Below are 14,901 nucleotides of genomic sequence, written 5' to 3'. Positions count from 1 at the left end.
ACGGCGGGCTTGTTTTCGCGTAAGGGCGTGCGGGGGTGCCGGCTGGCGCTGCCGGTGGGCGGGTCTCCGGGTGGTGATGTCGAGGGCGGGCAGGTGAGATCAGGCTGGTTTGGGGATCGCGGCGATCTTGTTGAACGCGGCGACGATGGCGGTGGCCCAGGGCCACGTTTCGGGGATCTTCACCCGGCGTCGCCGGCCGCTACGGGTCAGCCGGGCTGCGACGTGCAGGAAGCGGTAGCGCAGCGCTTTGGGCTCGCACAAGGCCAGAACCGCAGCCTCGCCGGTACAGGCCAGCATCCGTGTCCACGCCACCAGATCTGCGGCGAGCATCACCGCCACCAACCAGGCCTGGTTGAGCGCGAACTCGCGTGAGGGCAGACGGCCAAGACCGGTGTCCTTGGCGTGACGGATCCGGTCCTCTACCCGGGCGTGCGCCCGATGCCGTGCTTCAAGAAACTGCAGTTGCCCGGTGGTGGTGTTGGTGGCAAACGCCTGGTAGCGCCACCCGTCGATCTCCTCGAACATCGACAACTGGGCGCCGGGGTGGGGTCGTTCGCGGCGGACGATGACCCGCATCCCGTCTGGCCACTTGGCGAGCATCCCGGGAGCGAGAAATCCGGTCAGCTCGGCAACCTCGGCCCCGTCCCGGATGTCACCGGAGGGATTGAGCGCTGGTCCCCACGCGGCCTCGGGGCAGGTCACGATGGCCCGGCGAATCGGGGCGGTGATGGAGAACCCGACCGAGTACTCCACCCGTCGACCACGGACGCGGTTCTGCTCGGTGATCCAATCCAACAGGTCGTGAGAGGCGCCGGCGCCGTCCGAGCGGATCAGCAGGTCACGCCGGTGAGCAGCGGGGATCTGCGCGATTGCCTGGCCCAGGACGTCGATGTGGTCGGCAGCGGTGTTGGAGCCAGCATTGCCCGGGCGCAAGCTCGCGGCGAGAAACTCTTCTGTGTTGTCGCATCACACGCCGATCGGGTGGTAGCCGAACGTGCGCTTATACGTCGGAGCTGCATGTTCCTTCTCGCTGTGGGTGACCACGATGGTGGCATCCACATCGAGCACGACCGTCGATCCCAGATCCCGCCCCGCACACGCCGATGCGGGCACCCCGCCGGGCAGGTGCGACCACACGTGCCGCCGGGTGCGGGCACGCGCGACCTGGATCTTCTTGCGCTTGCCGGCAGTGACCTCATCGAGCGTGCGCCACACCGTCGGCGCCGACGCCACTGGGCCCAGGGCGCCGGACTGGTGGCGCAGGACGCCGATGTCGGAGATGGACTCGCCGCCATCGGCGAGCATCACCGCGGTATCGATCAGCACACGGCCGCGGTCGTGGATCGGGATAAATTGTCGGCGAGCCATGGCCCCTGACAGCTCGGCGGTCAGACCGACCTGATCAGCCAGAAGTCGAGGCGCGATGGCCCCGGCGTGGGCGATCACCCCGACACCATCAGCAGTAACGGACAGACCGGCCGACCACGAAGTACGCTTCACCTACCGAGTGCTTTCTGCTGGAGAACATGGAACCTTAGACAAGTCCCAGTTTCCCCTGTTCAGGAAGCACTTCGGTCTATTTTCGCCCAGCGATCCGCAGATCCCCGTGAATCACCGGGGTTGGTGGCGATAAACAGGCCGATCGCCTGGAGTGCCGAAGTTAGGGATCACGCGCCTGAACCCGCATCGCAACAACCCGGCACTGAGCAGGAGGGATCCAGGCAGGGGGCGTTCTCGTTGACGGCGAGGGTGACCTCAACCAGGGAGGCCAGTGACTGCGCCAGGTGCGGATCCGCGATTTCATACCGGGTCTGGCGGCCTTCGGGCGCGGCGACCGCGATCCCGCAGTCGCGGAGGCACGCCAGATGGTTCGACACGTTCGACCGTGTCAGCTCCAAGTCCCGGGCCAGCTCCGCCGGGTAGGCCGGCCGCTCGAGCAACGTCAGCAGTATCCGGGACCGCGTCGGATCGGCCATCGCCCGGCCTAAGCGGTTCATCACATCCACACGAGAAGCAATAATCAGCACTTGCTGAACTATACAGTGAACGATGAACTGCACCGAAGGCGACTTAAGAACCTACAGGTTGTCAAGACGACTTAGTGAGACTCCGGTGGGTGCCTGTAGCGCCAGGAAACCTGTTCAAAACTGGCCGTAGTCCTGGACGAGATTAAGTGTCTTGACAACCTTTAGGTTTTTAAGGCGCTGTCCCAACAGTTCAGCAGACGCTGTATAGTTCAGTAAGTGCTGATTATTGTTTCTCGTGTGGATGTGATGAACCGGTTAGGGCGGGCGATGGCCGACCCGACGCGGTCCCGGATACTGCTGACGTTGCTCGAGCGGCCGGCCTACCCGGCGGAGCTGGCCCGCGATTTGGAGCTGACACGGTCGAACGTGTCGAACCATCTGGCATGCCTGCGCGACTGCGGGATCGTTGTCGCAGTGCCCGAAGGCCGCCAGACCCGGTACGAGATCGCAGACCCGCACTTGGCGCGGTCGCTATCCTCCTTGGTCGAGGTCACCCTCGCGGTCAACGAAAACGCCCCCTGCTTGGAGCCCGACTGCTCAGTGCCGGGTTGTCACGCCACGGAGGTGCAGGCGTGATCCTGTCCTCGGCCCTGCAGGCGATCGGCCTGTTCATTGCCACCAATATCGACGACATCATCGTCCTGTCGCTGTTTTTCGCCCGCGGAGCAGGCCAACGCGGCACCACCGCACGCATTCTGGCCGGCCAGTATCTTGGCTTCGTCGGCATCCTCGGCGCCGCAGTGCTCGTCTCCCTGGGCGCGGGAGCCTTCCTGCCCCCGGGGGCCATCCCTTACTTCGGGCTGATCCCACTGGGCTTGGGACTGTGGGCCGCGTGGCAGGCCTGGCGCGGGGACGATGATGACGACGACGATGCAAAGGTCGAGGGCAAGAACGTCACCGTGTGGACCGTGGCCGGCGTAACCTTCGCCAACGGCGGCGACAACATCGGCGTCTACGTCCCCGTCTTTCTCAACGTGGGCACGGGAGCCGTAGTTGCCTACTGCATCGTGTTCCTGGTGCTGGTGGCGGGACTGGTGGGCCTGGCCAAGTTCGTCGCCACCCGCCGACCGATCGCCGAAGTCCTAGAGCGCTGGGAACTTATCCTGTTCCCGACTGTCCTGATCGGCCTGGGCGCCTTCATCCTGATCAGCGGCGGAGCATTCGGACTCTGACAAAACCGACGCAAACCCCACCACGCACCCGTGAGCCGCCGACTCACTCTAATTCTTCCGGCCAGAACGCCCGATTGGTACGTCGCCGCCAAGAAGTAGCCACAGAAGACCGCCACAGAGCGATCAAGTCCACACGATGACCGGCGGCAACTCGTCCCGCATGGGTGTACCTCACAGAGAAGGTGCAGACGGTGCTACGGAGACGCCAGCCGCAACCCGGGAACTCGTGCGCTCAAGCGCGAAGTCACCCGGCGTTGCGGACCAGCCGAACCCTCAGGTATTCACCCGAGCGGCCCTGGCATGCTTCAACCGTTGTCACTTCCCAGCCCAACCTAACCGCTTCAGGGTGCAGTTCGGCACATACTTTTCCGCTGGCGATAAGTGCAGACCCAGTGAACTCAGTGACGTCGGGAACGTTGGCGGTGAAGGTGTACTCCTCGGCAGAGATGCGTAGTTTGATCAACCGGTCGTTCAGATCGTGCTCGCCCGTAAAGAACTCCGATCCCCACGGAAACCGGCTCGCCGGAAGTGGGGACGGATCCTCGGAAAAGAATGCTTCAAGCTCCGAACGCCACTGCTCGCGAGGAAGCGCGTCCAGTCCCACGTCCGCGACAAACTCGAGGTCCCATCCGACGCCTGCGTACAGGTTCTTTCCACCGTCCAGCAGTGCATACCGTGCGCGCTTCCCGGAGTCCTGGAGCCAAGACACATACCAACCGGCTTCGTACTGGTGCTGACCGATTGCACCAAGCCGCGAAGCCTGTTTCCGCTGCGGGGCCCGATCCTTCGGAATGAACCGGACAACCCCGCTACTGCCCGCAATCGCCGTCCTCACTGCTTCGACAAGCGCATCGATGGCAGCGACGGTCACGTTGACGCTTTCCGTCTCGACGTCAAAAGGACCGATGGCGCTCCCTTCCCCCAGCCCCAGCCGTAGACGCACCAGCGTCCAACCAGCCTCAGCCATGAGCCGGTTTCTCTTCTCGTCGGCAGCTCGCTTCTTGTCGTGGCCAGCCGGCCCATCCGGCGACCCGGTCGGATCGACCTCAATGGCAACACGGTGCCCCTTGAGGATGAGGTCCGGTGTGAGAATCGGCCAGTAACCAGCTTCTGGATCCAACCCAGCCTGAACACCGTGATGAGGGTCGAGAAGTTCGATTCCGCGGCCCTGCAACATTGTCCGAACTCGCTCCTCCACCTTCGAAGAGTGAACCCGCTTTCGCGGCATGATTTCGCCAAGTGGATACTTACGCGTCGCGGCCCGCCTGGGTGCAGGCGCCGCGTGGTGTCCGGCATCGAGTTCTTCAACCATGGGTAGTCTCCGATCACTGAGCACCAGACTGAACTAGTGCGACCGCTGCCTTGACCGCGCAGCTCACGTCTCTGCCACCCTTGCATCCGTCTACGACAACTGACCCGCCACCGGGGTACAGCCCGGCAGGAGGCACCAGTAGACGCCGGTTGATCTTCCCACCCCGCAGGTGAACCCCCCGGTTCTAATCAGTCTCCGAAGGCAGCACGGCTTCCAGGGGCACTAGTTCCGCAACAGCACCCTCGATCTCTTGGGAGATGCCGGCCGCCACCAGAGCAGCGGCAACTGTCTTGCGAGCGGCCTGGAACGTGCGGGCTCCGGCAATGTCTACAGCGGCTGCGATCTCCTCGGATTGCGCGCCCAAACTTGCAAGTCGCGTGTGGAGGTTGTCCGTAGCGTCGTACTTCGGGAAGGGGACTGCGAAGACGTTCTTGTCAAAGTCGCGCGTGCCGAATAATCCGAGTGCCTGCAATGGTTTGACACGCTCTAGCAGCGTCGCGGAGTTGAGGATTGCACATAAGTAGTGCCCTTCCGCTTCGGCTGCTACCGGTGCCCAGTACAGCTTGTGCTCGACAATTGCGGAGTCATCTCGGACCAGGGCCGCCGCTAGAGAATTTCCGGAGGCCGTGTATACCACCCTCCACCGGGACGTAGGAAGTTGCGCAGAGAGCTGGCCGTGATAGTCGATACGGTCGAGCAGTTGCGACTTGTCGGCTGCCGACTTATTGCCAGCCCATACCTCTTCCGCTTGACCCCACCAATCTGCGAGGCCCGGGTGCTCGGCGATCTCGTGCGTCTTCAGGATCGAAGAACCCACAATCGGGAGGACTGCCTGACGAGGCGTCACGCACCGGTTCGGCAGTACTGTCTCACCGAGATACACCGGCCGCACGAATCCCCGTTCTACCCTCCCTGCCAGGGATGGCTGACACTTCCACGGCTTTTTCTCCTGGGTGGAGCGGAAGGACTCCACCGCGATTCGGCCGGCGCCCGCTCCTAGCGGGCCTGCATCGGTTTCGGCTACGAACAACGTCATCCGCGGGGCAAGGACAGCCCCCTGCCGAAACCGGGACTTGTAGGGAGAGGGCGCGGGGCCGGCGTCGTCGCCGAGCGCCGCCACCGTTCCCGGTGACGTAGCGGTGCGTTGTGCAGCTTCGCTCCATGGGAGGTCCGCGCTGGAAAGCCTGTTGGACCATTTGACTGTCTGGGCCGGTAGTGGGGTTGCAACTTTAGCTCGGTGTCCGCGGATGACGCACGAGACCATGGGGAACCCAGTCGTGGTTTCGGCCAGGTCCCAACTGTGTTCGAATGCCACGGTGAGGTGGTCACCGGTTCCCGCTGCCCATTTCCCGCTGCGGAATCCTGAGTGTGGTCTGCGAGTGATGGTGCCGTGTGGCATAACGAATGCGAACTGGCCACCCTCGCGCAGATACAGCTCCACTGCTCGTACAACAAACAGCGTGGACAGGTCCCGAGCGGAGGCGCCGAGTCCGTTGTTTAGCAGATTGCGTGTCTTTGCAAGCGCTTTGTACCGCGTCTGCATTACCTCGGTCATCTTCGAGTAGCGCAGCCACGGTGGGTTGCCCACGAGGAGATCTACCCGGTTGCCTGGTTCGGATAACCACAGCGGGCGGATCAAGTTACGGACGTAGTAGCCCCAGATATGGTTTCGGCCTGAGCGGTGGAGAGCTCGCATCGTTGAGAACGTAGTTCTCAGAATTGTCGCTTCCGCATCGGTGACCGCGAACCTGCGCAGGACCGGATCGATCAGCGTGCTGTCCTTCTTCCCACTGAGGTCGAGCGCATTGTCTGCCATTGCGGAAACAAGTTGGTCGAATCTTTGGGCATCGCCGAGGATGCTCCGGGGGAACACTAGGTCGTCACCGAAGAGGACGCCTCCGCCTTCAACGAGTTCGTTGCCGGCTGTGACGATGGTGACCCTGTCCGTTCCACCGAACAGGTCGCGATTTTGTTCCCACTGCACCGAGTCACCTAGATAGACGGGAATGGTCAGCGGCCCACGGTCCGCGGAGTTGATGCGCTCGATCCCGATTGCGAGCAGGTAGGTCACGCGGGCAAGGGTGACCGCGACGGGGTGCACGTCCATGCCAACGACGTGTCGGGTGACGTCGAGAACTGCTTCTCCAGTGGTTGTTCCGTTAGCTTCCGCTGCGTCGAGGTAGCGGCGAACGGCGTGGAATACGAAGGTTCCGCTGCCGCAGCTCGGGTCAGCCAGGCGGGTGGTGAGGGGGTCGGTAACGCGATCATCGACGATGCGGTCCGCTAGCCAATCCGGGGTGTAGTACTCGCCCAGTCCTTCCCGTTCTGCCTTGGGGATGACCGACTCATAGAGGACTTTGAGAACGTCGTGCTCGACCTTTGACCAGTCGAATCGTGCGATGCGCCGGCCGAGTTCGGTGACGAATTGCTCTCCGCCAGCGATCTCGACAACCCAATCGAAGAAGTCGGCCTCGACAACGCCGTGGATCTGGGAGTTGGCAAACTCCGATCCCGAGGTCATCTGTGCCGGGGTTAGGGGTCCGTGCGGGGATACGTCCCAGCCGATCGCCGCGTGTGCGACCAACTCTGCGGTCACAACTAGCAAGGTGTGGTTGATGAACAAGGCTTCGTCATCGACGAACCCGGTGCCAAAAGCCGTGCGCAATAGCTTGGCCCATAGTTCCCGCTTGAGCTTGACCTCGGGATGGTTACGGTTGTCGCGATAGAGCACGGCAAGAGCCGCGTAGTCGAGCTGGTGCGCGGGAGAAGTGGATCCCAGCCGTTGCTTAATCTCAGCCGGGACGGGGCGGATCTTTTCGCGCGTCGCCATTACCGACTCGAGCCATATCAGTAGCGCGTCCCTGTCCGGGTCGCGCGGACTCAGCTCAAGCTCGGAGACACAGGACAGCTGGTCGTCAGCCAGATGGTACAACCGCCAGGCAGTGCCATCGGTGAGGATGCCAACGTAGCGGCCGCCGAGTTCTTTGGTTCGCTGTGCGACGTAACCGGCGAGCTGCTTTTCCGCGTCAGTCAGATCGCCAGCACGGAGGTCCTTCTTGACCTCAATTACGACGTGACCAGCTTCGATGTCAATCCGGCGGCGTGTGCCATCCGCGAGCTGCGACTCCATCGTCACCACGTCATCGGTGTCCAGCCCGAGCGCCGCAGTCGTGAGCAACATGTAGATGTCGGCCTGCGTCGTGGCCTCCGGTCGCATCGGCTTACGCGAGGCGAGGCGCCTGATGATCGCCTCAATACTGGATGTCATAACCGCAATGTATCCGGGAACTTGCTCTCCATTGCATCCAGACTCTCGGCACCCTCGGGCTAGACAGCGAAGGCCGATCCGCACACTAGGCAGTGAATCGGTTGTTCGTGTCCCGCTGGCACCTTGATTGGCTCGTACGGGTGACATGGTGACTGCACGATGTCCATGTCGTTGGGTTCGGTCATCGCTTCCGGGACTGTGGACATTGAAGCGATGCGTAGTCCTGTCTCATTCGATAGCTGTTCGAGGACCTCTGGCATAGCACGGGCTTGGGCGTACTCGAGCTGCTCTTTGGTCCACCAGTGGCCGGTGCCGGCGGCGACACCGCACAGAGGGCAGTAGTAGACGTCCGGAGTTGGCTCAGCGGCGGCGAGGGCGTTGATGGGGCCGAGGTGCCACTTGAACTGCCGTTCGCAGGTCGGACATTCCCGACGAAGGAAGTTGTCGTCGTCGGTAGGGATGGACACATTCATGTCATGCTCACGAACTCTTCGTGATCGAACTGCTCACCGTCTGCGGTTCGCCCCTTGATGAGCAGTGTGAAGTACCGCTTGTTGTCGCCCGCCGCGATGTTGCCCATATAGTCCATACGAATTGACTTGCCCGCCGGGAGCTTTGGAACCGGGAGCGGTTCATGGTCTCGGAGAAGTCCGCGCCCGGTCGCGTCGACCTCTACGACGTCGACGTCAAATGCATCACCTGGCCCGTTGTTCGTTATCTCAACGAAGTCGAGTTTGTTTCCTCCCCGACGGGAGTGGGTTGCAGAGAATCTCGGGCGGGTAGGGCGCTCGGGCGCTGGAGTACGTATTCCGAGCGGAAGGCCGCCACCTGGAGCACTAGGGGCCGTCAGCTCCGAACTAAGCCAGTCGACGCCTGTTTCGTCGACCTTGCAGCCTGCCGTGGACAAGCGGTTTCGGAGCGCTTGGCGCTTCTCTGGACTACCGTCGAGGCGAATCGTATGGCGGCCGTGGATGTCGCTGAACTGCTTAATCTTGCCGAACTCAACAATGATGGTCCGCTTCGGGTTTCGTCCCATAGCCATGCCAGCTTCGAAGAGAACGTTCGGGCGAGGCTGTGGCTGTGGTGATGTTTCAGTGTCATCGTCTTCGGCTAAATCTGCTCGGAGATACGCGACATCATCGGGTGTCTCCAGCACGACGATCGCCTGCGCTATCTCGAACGCCTTATCAAGCACTTGACCGATGTACGGTGCTCCTTCGCCTGTCTCATGGACTGCCTGATTCCATTCGATTGGGGACAAGCCCAAAGCTCGGAGGAACGTGAAGAGCTGGTTTCGGGCGGCACTATTACGCCCGTGGATCACGAACACCTTGCGAGGATCTGGAGAAGACGTAGTCACGCGCCAACTATAAGTCCGGCTACCGACACAAGCCGCCGTCAGAGACTCGCGCCCCTCAGCCCGATCGCGACGATCCGAGGGCCATCGTCTGACCAGCGAGATCTCGTGCGCCGATAATGTTGAATTCCGTCAAGTGTGCGGATCAGGAGAGACGAGTCGATCCCACTGCCCGCGGCATCTAAGGACCACTAGACCGCGAGTTGTACAAGATGTACTCTTGGCGTCATGGTGACCACGACGCTCAGTAATTTTCGCGCCCATCAGAGCAAGGTGCTCGACGCCGCACAGCGGGCGCCTGTGGAGATCCTCAGCCGTGGCAGCCGTCGTCGCGCCGTTGTCGTCTCGCCGGAGTTCTTCGACCGGGCACTGCAGGCCCTGGAGGATCAGGCCGACGTTCAGGGCGCGGCCGACGCTCGCCGTGAGGGCGGCAGCATCTCCCACGAAGAGCTCATGGCGGAACTGGGCCTGTAAGCCTGCGCGCCCCACTCGCTGATGCCCTATTCGATCACCTATAAGCCCTCGGCCGCCAAAGCCCTCCGCAAAGTTCATCCCACCGAGCAAAAGCGAATCGTCCGCGCCATCGAAGCCCTCGCGGTGACACCGCGACCGCCTGGCGCGATTCAGCTCGCCGGAGGCGACGGCGAACTCCGCATCCGCGTGGGCGACTACCGCATCATCTACGACATCGAGGATGACGCCCTCGTCGTACTTGTGCTGCGCATTGGGCACCGCGGCGACGTCTACAAGTGACTCCGTCCCACTCCGAGTCGCCACGGCTCGCGATGGCAGGATCCAACGCCTAACCCCGGTGATTCACGGGGATCTGCGGATCGCTGGGCGAAAATAGACCGAAGTGCTTCCTGAACAGGGGAAACTGGGACTTGTCTAAGGTTCCATGTTCTCCAGCAGAAAGCACTCGGTAGGTGAAGCGTACTTCGTGGTCGGCCGGTCTGTCCGTTACTGCTGATGGTGTCGGGGTGATCGCCCACGCCGGGGCCATCGCGCCTCGACTTCTGGCTGATCAGGTCGGTCTGACCGCCGAGCTGTCAGGGGCCATGGCTCGCCGACAATTTATCCCGATCCACGACCGCGGCCGTGTGCTGATCGATACCGCGGTGATGCTCGCCGATGGCGGCGAGTCCATCTCCGACATCGGCGTCCTGCGCCACCAGTCCGGGGCCCTGGGCCCAGTGGCGTCGGCGCCGACGGTGTGGCGCACGCTCGATGAGGTCACTGCCGGCAAGCGCAAGAAGATCCAGGTCGCGCGTGCCCGCACCCGGCGGCACGTGTGGTCGCACCTGCCCGGCGGGGTGCCCGCATCGGCGTGTGCGGGGCGGGATCTGGGATCGACGGTCGTGCTCGATGTGGATGCCACCATCGTGGTCACCCACAGCGAGAAGGAACATGCAGCTCCGACGTATAAGCGCACGTTCGGCTACCACCCGATCGGCGTGTGGTGCGACAACACAGAAGAGTTCCTCGCCGCGAGCTTGCGCCCGGGCAATGCTGGCTCCAACACCGCTGCCGACCACATCGACGTCCTGGGCCAGGCAATCGCGCAGATCCCCGCTGCTCACCGGCGTGACCTGCTGATCCGCTCGGACGGCGCCGGCGCCTCTCACGACCTGTTGGATTGGATCACCGAGCAGAACCGCGTCCGTGGTCGACGGGTGGAGTACTCGGTCGGGTTCTCCATCACCGCCCCGATTCGCCGGGCCATCGTGACCTGCCCCGAGGCCGCGTGGGGACCAGCGCTCAATCCCTCCGGTGACATCCGGGACGGGGCCGAGGTTGCCGAGCTGACCGGATTTCTCGCTCCCGGGATGCTCGCCAAGTGGCCAGACGGGATGCGGGTCATCGTCCGCCGCGAACGACCCCACCCCGGCGCCCAGTTGTCGATGTTCGAGGAGATCGACGGGTGGCGCTACCAGGCGTTTGCCACCAACACCACCACCGGGCAACTGCAGTTTCTTGAAGCACGGCATCGGGCGCACGCCCGGGTAGAGGACCGGATCCGTCACGCCAAGGACACCGGTCTTGGCCGTCTGCCCTCACGCGAGTTCGCGCTCAACCAGGCCTGGTTGGTGGCGGTGATGCTCGCCGCAGATCTGGTGGCGTGGACACGGATGCTGGCCTGTACCGGCGAGGCTGCGGTTCTGGCCTTGTGCGAGCCCAAAGCGCTGCGCTACCGCTTCCTGCACGTCGCAGCCCGGCTGACCCGTAGCGGCCGGCGACGCCGGGTGAAGATCCCCGAAACGTGGCCCTGGGCCACCGCCATCGTCGCCGCGTTCAACAAGATCGCCGCGATCCCCAAACCAGCCTGATCTCACCTGCCCGCCCTCGACATCACCACCCGGAGACCCGCCCACCGGCAGCGCCAGCCGGCACCCCCGCACGCCCTTACGCGAAAACAAGCCCGCCGTCACCCGACAGCAGCAGTCACACCGGCCCGTGAATCAGCGGGGCTAAGCAGACAAGCCGAAGCTGCTAGAACTGCTCGTTACCCAGGGTCTCGACGCCACCAAAGGCGGCCCACCAACGGCATGAACATCATCCAGTCACCGACTACACCGATACGCGGGAACACAAGTGGGGCAACGCGGCCCGGCCACCAAGAGTTCTGCCAGCGGGAAGGCGACCCAGAACCACGGGAGCAGCTCCGGCCGGCACGACTGGCAGCACGGCCAACCATCAACCGGGCTCAAGCCACAATTGCCGGTGAACGCGAACATGGAAAGTTCGCAGTTCAGACGCTGATTGCCAACTCCCCCTCATCACAGGGCGGGCTCGTCACGCGGCTCGGCGCCCGTGCTCGATGCTCGCACCGGACTTGCCTACCAGCCTGAGAATCACGATCTCTCCGGTGACCGACACCGTCAGCGGTATATACCTCGATCCGTATTCACCGACGACGGTATCTACCTCTGGGCGCAACTACTCAGGAAGCGCATTTCGAATAGCTGCCTCGATAAACTCAGACACGGTCTCCCCTTGTTGGATGGCCGCGATCTTCGCTCTCCGGTACACCTCAACGTCAAGCGCTAGCGATGTCTTCGTACGCCGAGGACCGGGCGGACGTGCGGCTTCAGAAGCAGAGAACGTTTCCGAGACCGGCCGGATGGGAGCTGCGGCCCGTGGGCGCAAACTACGGCTCACCGGTTCCGATTTGCCACTCATTTAGTCACCTCAACGATCTCGTCCATCAGGTCTCGATAGCCGAAGAAGCTTGTTGGACATGTGCCGAATGATTGGCGTATCGCCTGTCGCTTCCCAATCACATTCTCGAATACGAACACCCCTTCCGATTCAAGGGCCTCCTTTGTGAGCTCGAGCAGCTTAGTGCCGAGCTCAACGCTCGTGAGAAGGACGCCAGCTGGCTTATGCGCAGCAGCCTCCAACGTTGGCCAGACGCGCTGGAGGTCCAAACCAGACGGCGCAGTGGGGACCACGACAACATCAGCCGCATCGATCGCGGCCTGAATGATGTCAGCAGCACCCGGAGGCGTGTCGATCACTGTGAGGTCGCTACTAGATGCGCGCGAAAGCGTGATCTTGTTCGCGGGCGAGACTTGAAACGGCAAAGGCACACCCCCCTCCGTCGCAATCTCAGCCCAACTAGTGGCCGACCCCTGAGGGTCCGCGTCTAGCAACTCAGTCGACTTGCCCTGCGCGCTCGCGACCGTCGCTAGGTAGATGGCGGTGGTCGTCTTACCGACGCCACCCTTGGTGTTAACTACCGCAATCTTCAAAACCCGCTACACCTCAATCTTCTAACACCGCGATACCGCTGTACCAATTGTGGTCATCACCTTGATACCAAAACTGCAGCGCAGGGGCGCGCCAGCCACGCCGAACATCCCGAAATACCCTTGAACCGTTAGCGGTACTTCGGTACTCACCGTTAGACCGGTGATGGTGTTGCGGTATGTACCGATACTGGTTTTGCGGTGTCTACCGATACTGGTGTGCCGCAGCCGCTGACCGCCGACAGAGCCGTAGACGGCGCCAAAAAACTCCACCTCACCTAGGCGTGTCGATAGGATTTGTGGCGCCAAGTGTGGGAGTTTTCCTCACATGGCGACGAAGCAGCGGGGCCCCGGGCGACCGTCATTCGGCGAGCGCATGCGCGTGCCCGTCCGTATGGCCCCTGAGGTGTACGAGGCACTTCGGGTGGAAGCCAGGTCTAGAGGCGTCTCGATGTCTCAGTACTTGGCTGACCTCGCCGCCATCAATCTTGGCCTGCCCGAGGCCGTAGTTCCACCTGCAGATGAGGAGGCAATTTCAGCGTGAAGCGGTGGCCGGTCCGTGCCCGGCCGACAGTTGAACACCCCGCAACCCTGAAATGACTGATCCCGGCCCACTGGCAGGTGGACCGGGATCGAAAGTCAAGAGTTCGAGTTGGCGCTCAAACTCGGTGTTGCTCACCAATTAGGAGAGCTGTGCTTCCAGGCACCTCTCAGAGTAAGTCATACCCATCGGATGGTCCAGTCGATCCGATCGGCGTGTCTCGCTCTGACCTCGATAACCTCACAACCCGAGATTCCACCTGGTGGTGGGACTCTGTGGTGTGCGCGTGGAGTCCGCGCCCGTATGTGCGTGTCGACTCGCACAAGGCGCATACCTTCGCCGTCACGCGACGTCTCACCGACGGAGTGCCGGGGGAGGGGACACCTTTCGCGCTGCACTTGACCGATGAATCGGGCAAGTTTCGGCTCCTCGCCCTCGATTTCGACGCCCACCATGCCGGCTCAACCGCGGACAAAGACCTCGCAGCGTGCACATCTGCCCTGACTGCCGCGGGCATCGAGCACCTGGTGTGCTCGTCAGGACCTGCTGGGGGATACCACGTATGGATCCGGCTGAGCACCGCCGTCTCCGCGCACCGCCTGGCACCGCTCATCGACGCTTTCAGCGCCGCGTGGCCCTCGCTGGACCGGGGCCCGCTGGCTAATTCGCGCACGGGTTGTGTCCGCGCCCCGGGCTCGCCCCACCGCGCCGGCGGCACATCGATGCCCCTGACAGATCCCCATATCCGGCCGGTGTCCCTGCGGGCCTTGCGCACAGTTCTCACGCAGCTGACACAACCCCCTCAGAGCAAGGGCGCCTCCGCCACCGATGCTGGGATCGCCCCGGTTCCTGTGCACGTCGATGTGCAAGGCCATCCATACCTGGCCGGGCCCAGACGTCCCCTGAACCCACAGATTCGTGCCCTTGCCCGCGCCCCGATCACCGACCGCACGGATGCCTCCGCGGTGGGGTGGTCGATCCTGTTGGGCTGCGCCCACGCCCGGATGCAGTATCGCGACCTGCACGAGGCTGCCTTAACTGACCGTTGGCCCGGCCTGGAGTTCGTCCGCACCCATCGCATCAACGCAGGGGAGCGCACCCCCCGGTTAGACGCGACCGCCGAGTTGGCCCGCCAGTGGGCCAAAGCCGTCACCGCAGCCAGCTACACCCAGTCCAGCACTGCAGGACCCTCGCCCGCCCGCCGCGCTGCCGAGACCACTGTCGCCGACCTGCTCACCCGCATGGACGCCCGTCCCCGCCGGTGGGCCGGCAAGACCGGAGCCCAAGACCGCCTCGTGCTCCTGGCACTGGCAGCCCGCACCGTCGCAGCCGCAGCCACCGAGGTGCACCTGTCCGAGCGCGACTGGGCCCTGGCCGCAGGTCTGACCAGAGACACCGTAGCCGACCGGCTGAGAGCGCTTGTCCAGCAGGGGTGGGTCGCCCGCGTGCAGCGAGCAGCTGGCCCCTGGGCGGCA

The 14,901-nt window shown here is 63.2% G+C and carries 10 protein-coding genes and 2 pseudogenes; 6 read left to right on the top strand and 6 right to left on the bottom strand.

The window, feature by feature from the left end; translation table 11 throughout:
* Positions 1–99: 99 nt before the first annotated feature.
* Both CK206_RS19160 and CK206_RS19155 read right to left on the bottom strand, forming a co-directional pair.
* Positions 100–1,500, bottom strand: a pseudogene (locus tag CK206_RS19160) (IS1380 family transposase).
* A gap of 167 nt (positions 1,501–1,667) precedes the next feature.
* Entirely contained in the window at positions 1,668–2,027 is a 360-nt protein-coding gene (locus CK206_RS19155; protein WP_096907563.1) for a helix-turn-helix transcriptional regulator, read from the bottom strand.
* A 216-nt stretch (positions 2,028–2,243) separates the two neighbouring features.
* Between CK206_RS19155 and CK206_RS19150 the strand changes: the two genes are divergently transcribed.
* Both CK206_RS19150 and CK206_RS19145 read left to right on the top strand, forming a co-directional pair.
* On the top strand, positions 2,244–2,603 hold the full coding sequence (locus tag CK206_RS19150; protein WP_096907560.1) for a helix-turn-helix transcriptional regulator: 360 nt from the start codon (positions 2,244–2,246) through the stop codon (positions 2,601–2,603).
* Positions 2,600–3,199, top strand: a complete 600-nt coding sequence (locus CK206_RS19145; RefSeq protein ID WP_096907559.1) for a cadmium resistance transporter — start codon at positions 2,600–2,602, stop codon at positions 3,197–3,199. Before CK206_RS19150 ends, CK206_RS19145 begins: the two co-directional genes overlap by 4 nt.
* Positions 3,200–3,443: 244 nt before the next feature.
* On the opposite strand, the gene CK206_RS19140 is transcribed toward CK206_RS19145, so the two are convergent.
* The 3 genes from CK206_RS19140 to CK206_RS19125 all read right to left on the bottom strand — a co-directional run bounded on the left by CK206_RS19140 (position 3,444) and on the right by CK206_RS19125 (position 9,103).
* Positions 3,444–4,511 (bottom strand): hypothetical protein, encoded by a 1,068-nt coding sequence (locus tag CK206_RS19140; protein ID WP_143337782.1) that lies wholly within the window; start codon positions 4,509–4,511, stop codon positions 3,444–3,446.
* A gap of 184 nt (positions 4,512–4,695) precedes the next feature.
* Complete coding sequence (locus CK206_RS19135; protein WP_096907638.1) at positions 4,696–7,779, bottom strand: N-6 DNA methylase; 3,084 nt, start codon at positions 7,777–7,779, stop codon at positions 4,696–4,698.
* A 469-nt stretch (positions 7,780–8,248) separates the two neighbouring features.
* A complete protein-coding gene (locus tag CK206_RS19125) occupies positions 8,249–9,103 on the bottom strand; it encodes a TIR domain-containing protein (RefSeq protein ID WP_254050715.1) in 855 nt (284 codons plus the stop codon).
* Between the two features lie 261 nt (positions 9,104–9,364).
* Here CK206_RS19125 and CK206_RS19120 point away from each other — a divergent pair, with 261 nt between their 5' ends.
* The 3 genes from CK206_RS19120 (at position 9,365) to CK206_RS19110 (ending at position 11,463) form a co-directional block, all read left to right on the top strand.
* Positions 9,365–9,610 carry a type II toxin-antitoxin system Phd/YefM family antitoxin gene (locus CK206_RS19120; RefSeq protein ID WP_033098516.1) on the top strand — a complete coding sequence of 82 codons (246 nt, stop codon included), beginning with the start codon at positions 9,365–9,367 and terminating at the stop codon, positions 9,608–9,610.
* A gap of 21 nt (positions 9,611–9,631) precedes the next feature.
* Positions 9,632–9,889: a type II toxin-antitoxin system RelE/ParE family toxin gene (locus CK206_RS19115; RefSeq protein WP_032375740.1), complete on the top strand. Its 258-nt coding sequence runs from the start codon at positions 9,632–9,634 to the stop codon at positions 9,887–9,889.
* Between the two features lie 173 nt (positions 9,890–10,062).
* Entirely contained in the window at positions 10,063–11,463 is a 1,401-nt protein-coding gene (locus tag CK206_RS19110; RefSeq protein WP_096905723.1) for an IS1380 family transposase, read from the top strand.
* A gap of 849 nt (positions 11,464–12,312) precedes the next feature.
* Here CK206_RS19110 and CK206_RS19105 read toward each other — a convergent pair.
* Positions 12,313–12,888 (bottom strand): ParA family protein, encoded by a 576-nt coding sequence (locus tag CK206_RS19105; protein WP_096907553.1) that lies wholly within the window; start codon positions 12,886–12,888, stop codon positions 12,313–12,315.
* Between the two features lie 843 nt (positions 12,889–13,731).
* Between CK206_RS19105 and CK206_RS19830 the strand changes: the two are divergent.
* Positions 13,732–14,901: pseudogene (locus tag CK206_RS19830) on the top strand (hypothetical protein); the annotation flags it as partial.

It is taken from the genome of Dietzia sp. WMMA184, from assembly GCF_002441635.1.
GTDB lineage: Bacteria > Actinomycetota > Actinomycetes > Mycobacteriales > Mycobacteriaceae > Dietzia > Dietzia kunjamensis.
This window is presented reverse-complemented; position numbering and strand designations above follow the sequence as displayed.

Bases quoted from the DNA above. Each gene is read 5' to 3' on its own strand.
- CK206_RS19135 (WP_096907638.1), bottom strand. From the start codon at position 7,779: ATGACATCCAGTATTGAGGCGATCATCAGGCGCCTCGCCTCGCGTAAG.
- CK206_RS19115 (WP_032375740.1), top strand. From the start codon at position 9,632: ATGCCCTATTCGATCACCTATAAGCCCTCGGCCGCCAAAGCCCTCCGC.
- CK206_RS19120 (WP_033098516.1), top strand. From the start codon at position 9,365: ATGGTGACCACGACGCTCAGTAATTTTCGCGCCCATCAGAGCAAGGTG.
- CK206_RS19140 (WP_143337782.1), bottom strand. From the start codon at position 4,511: ATGGTTGAAGAACTCGATGCCGGACACCACGCGGCGCCTGCACCCAGG.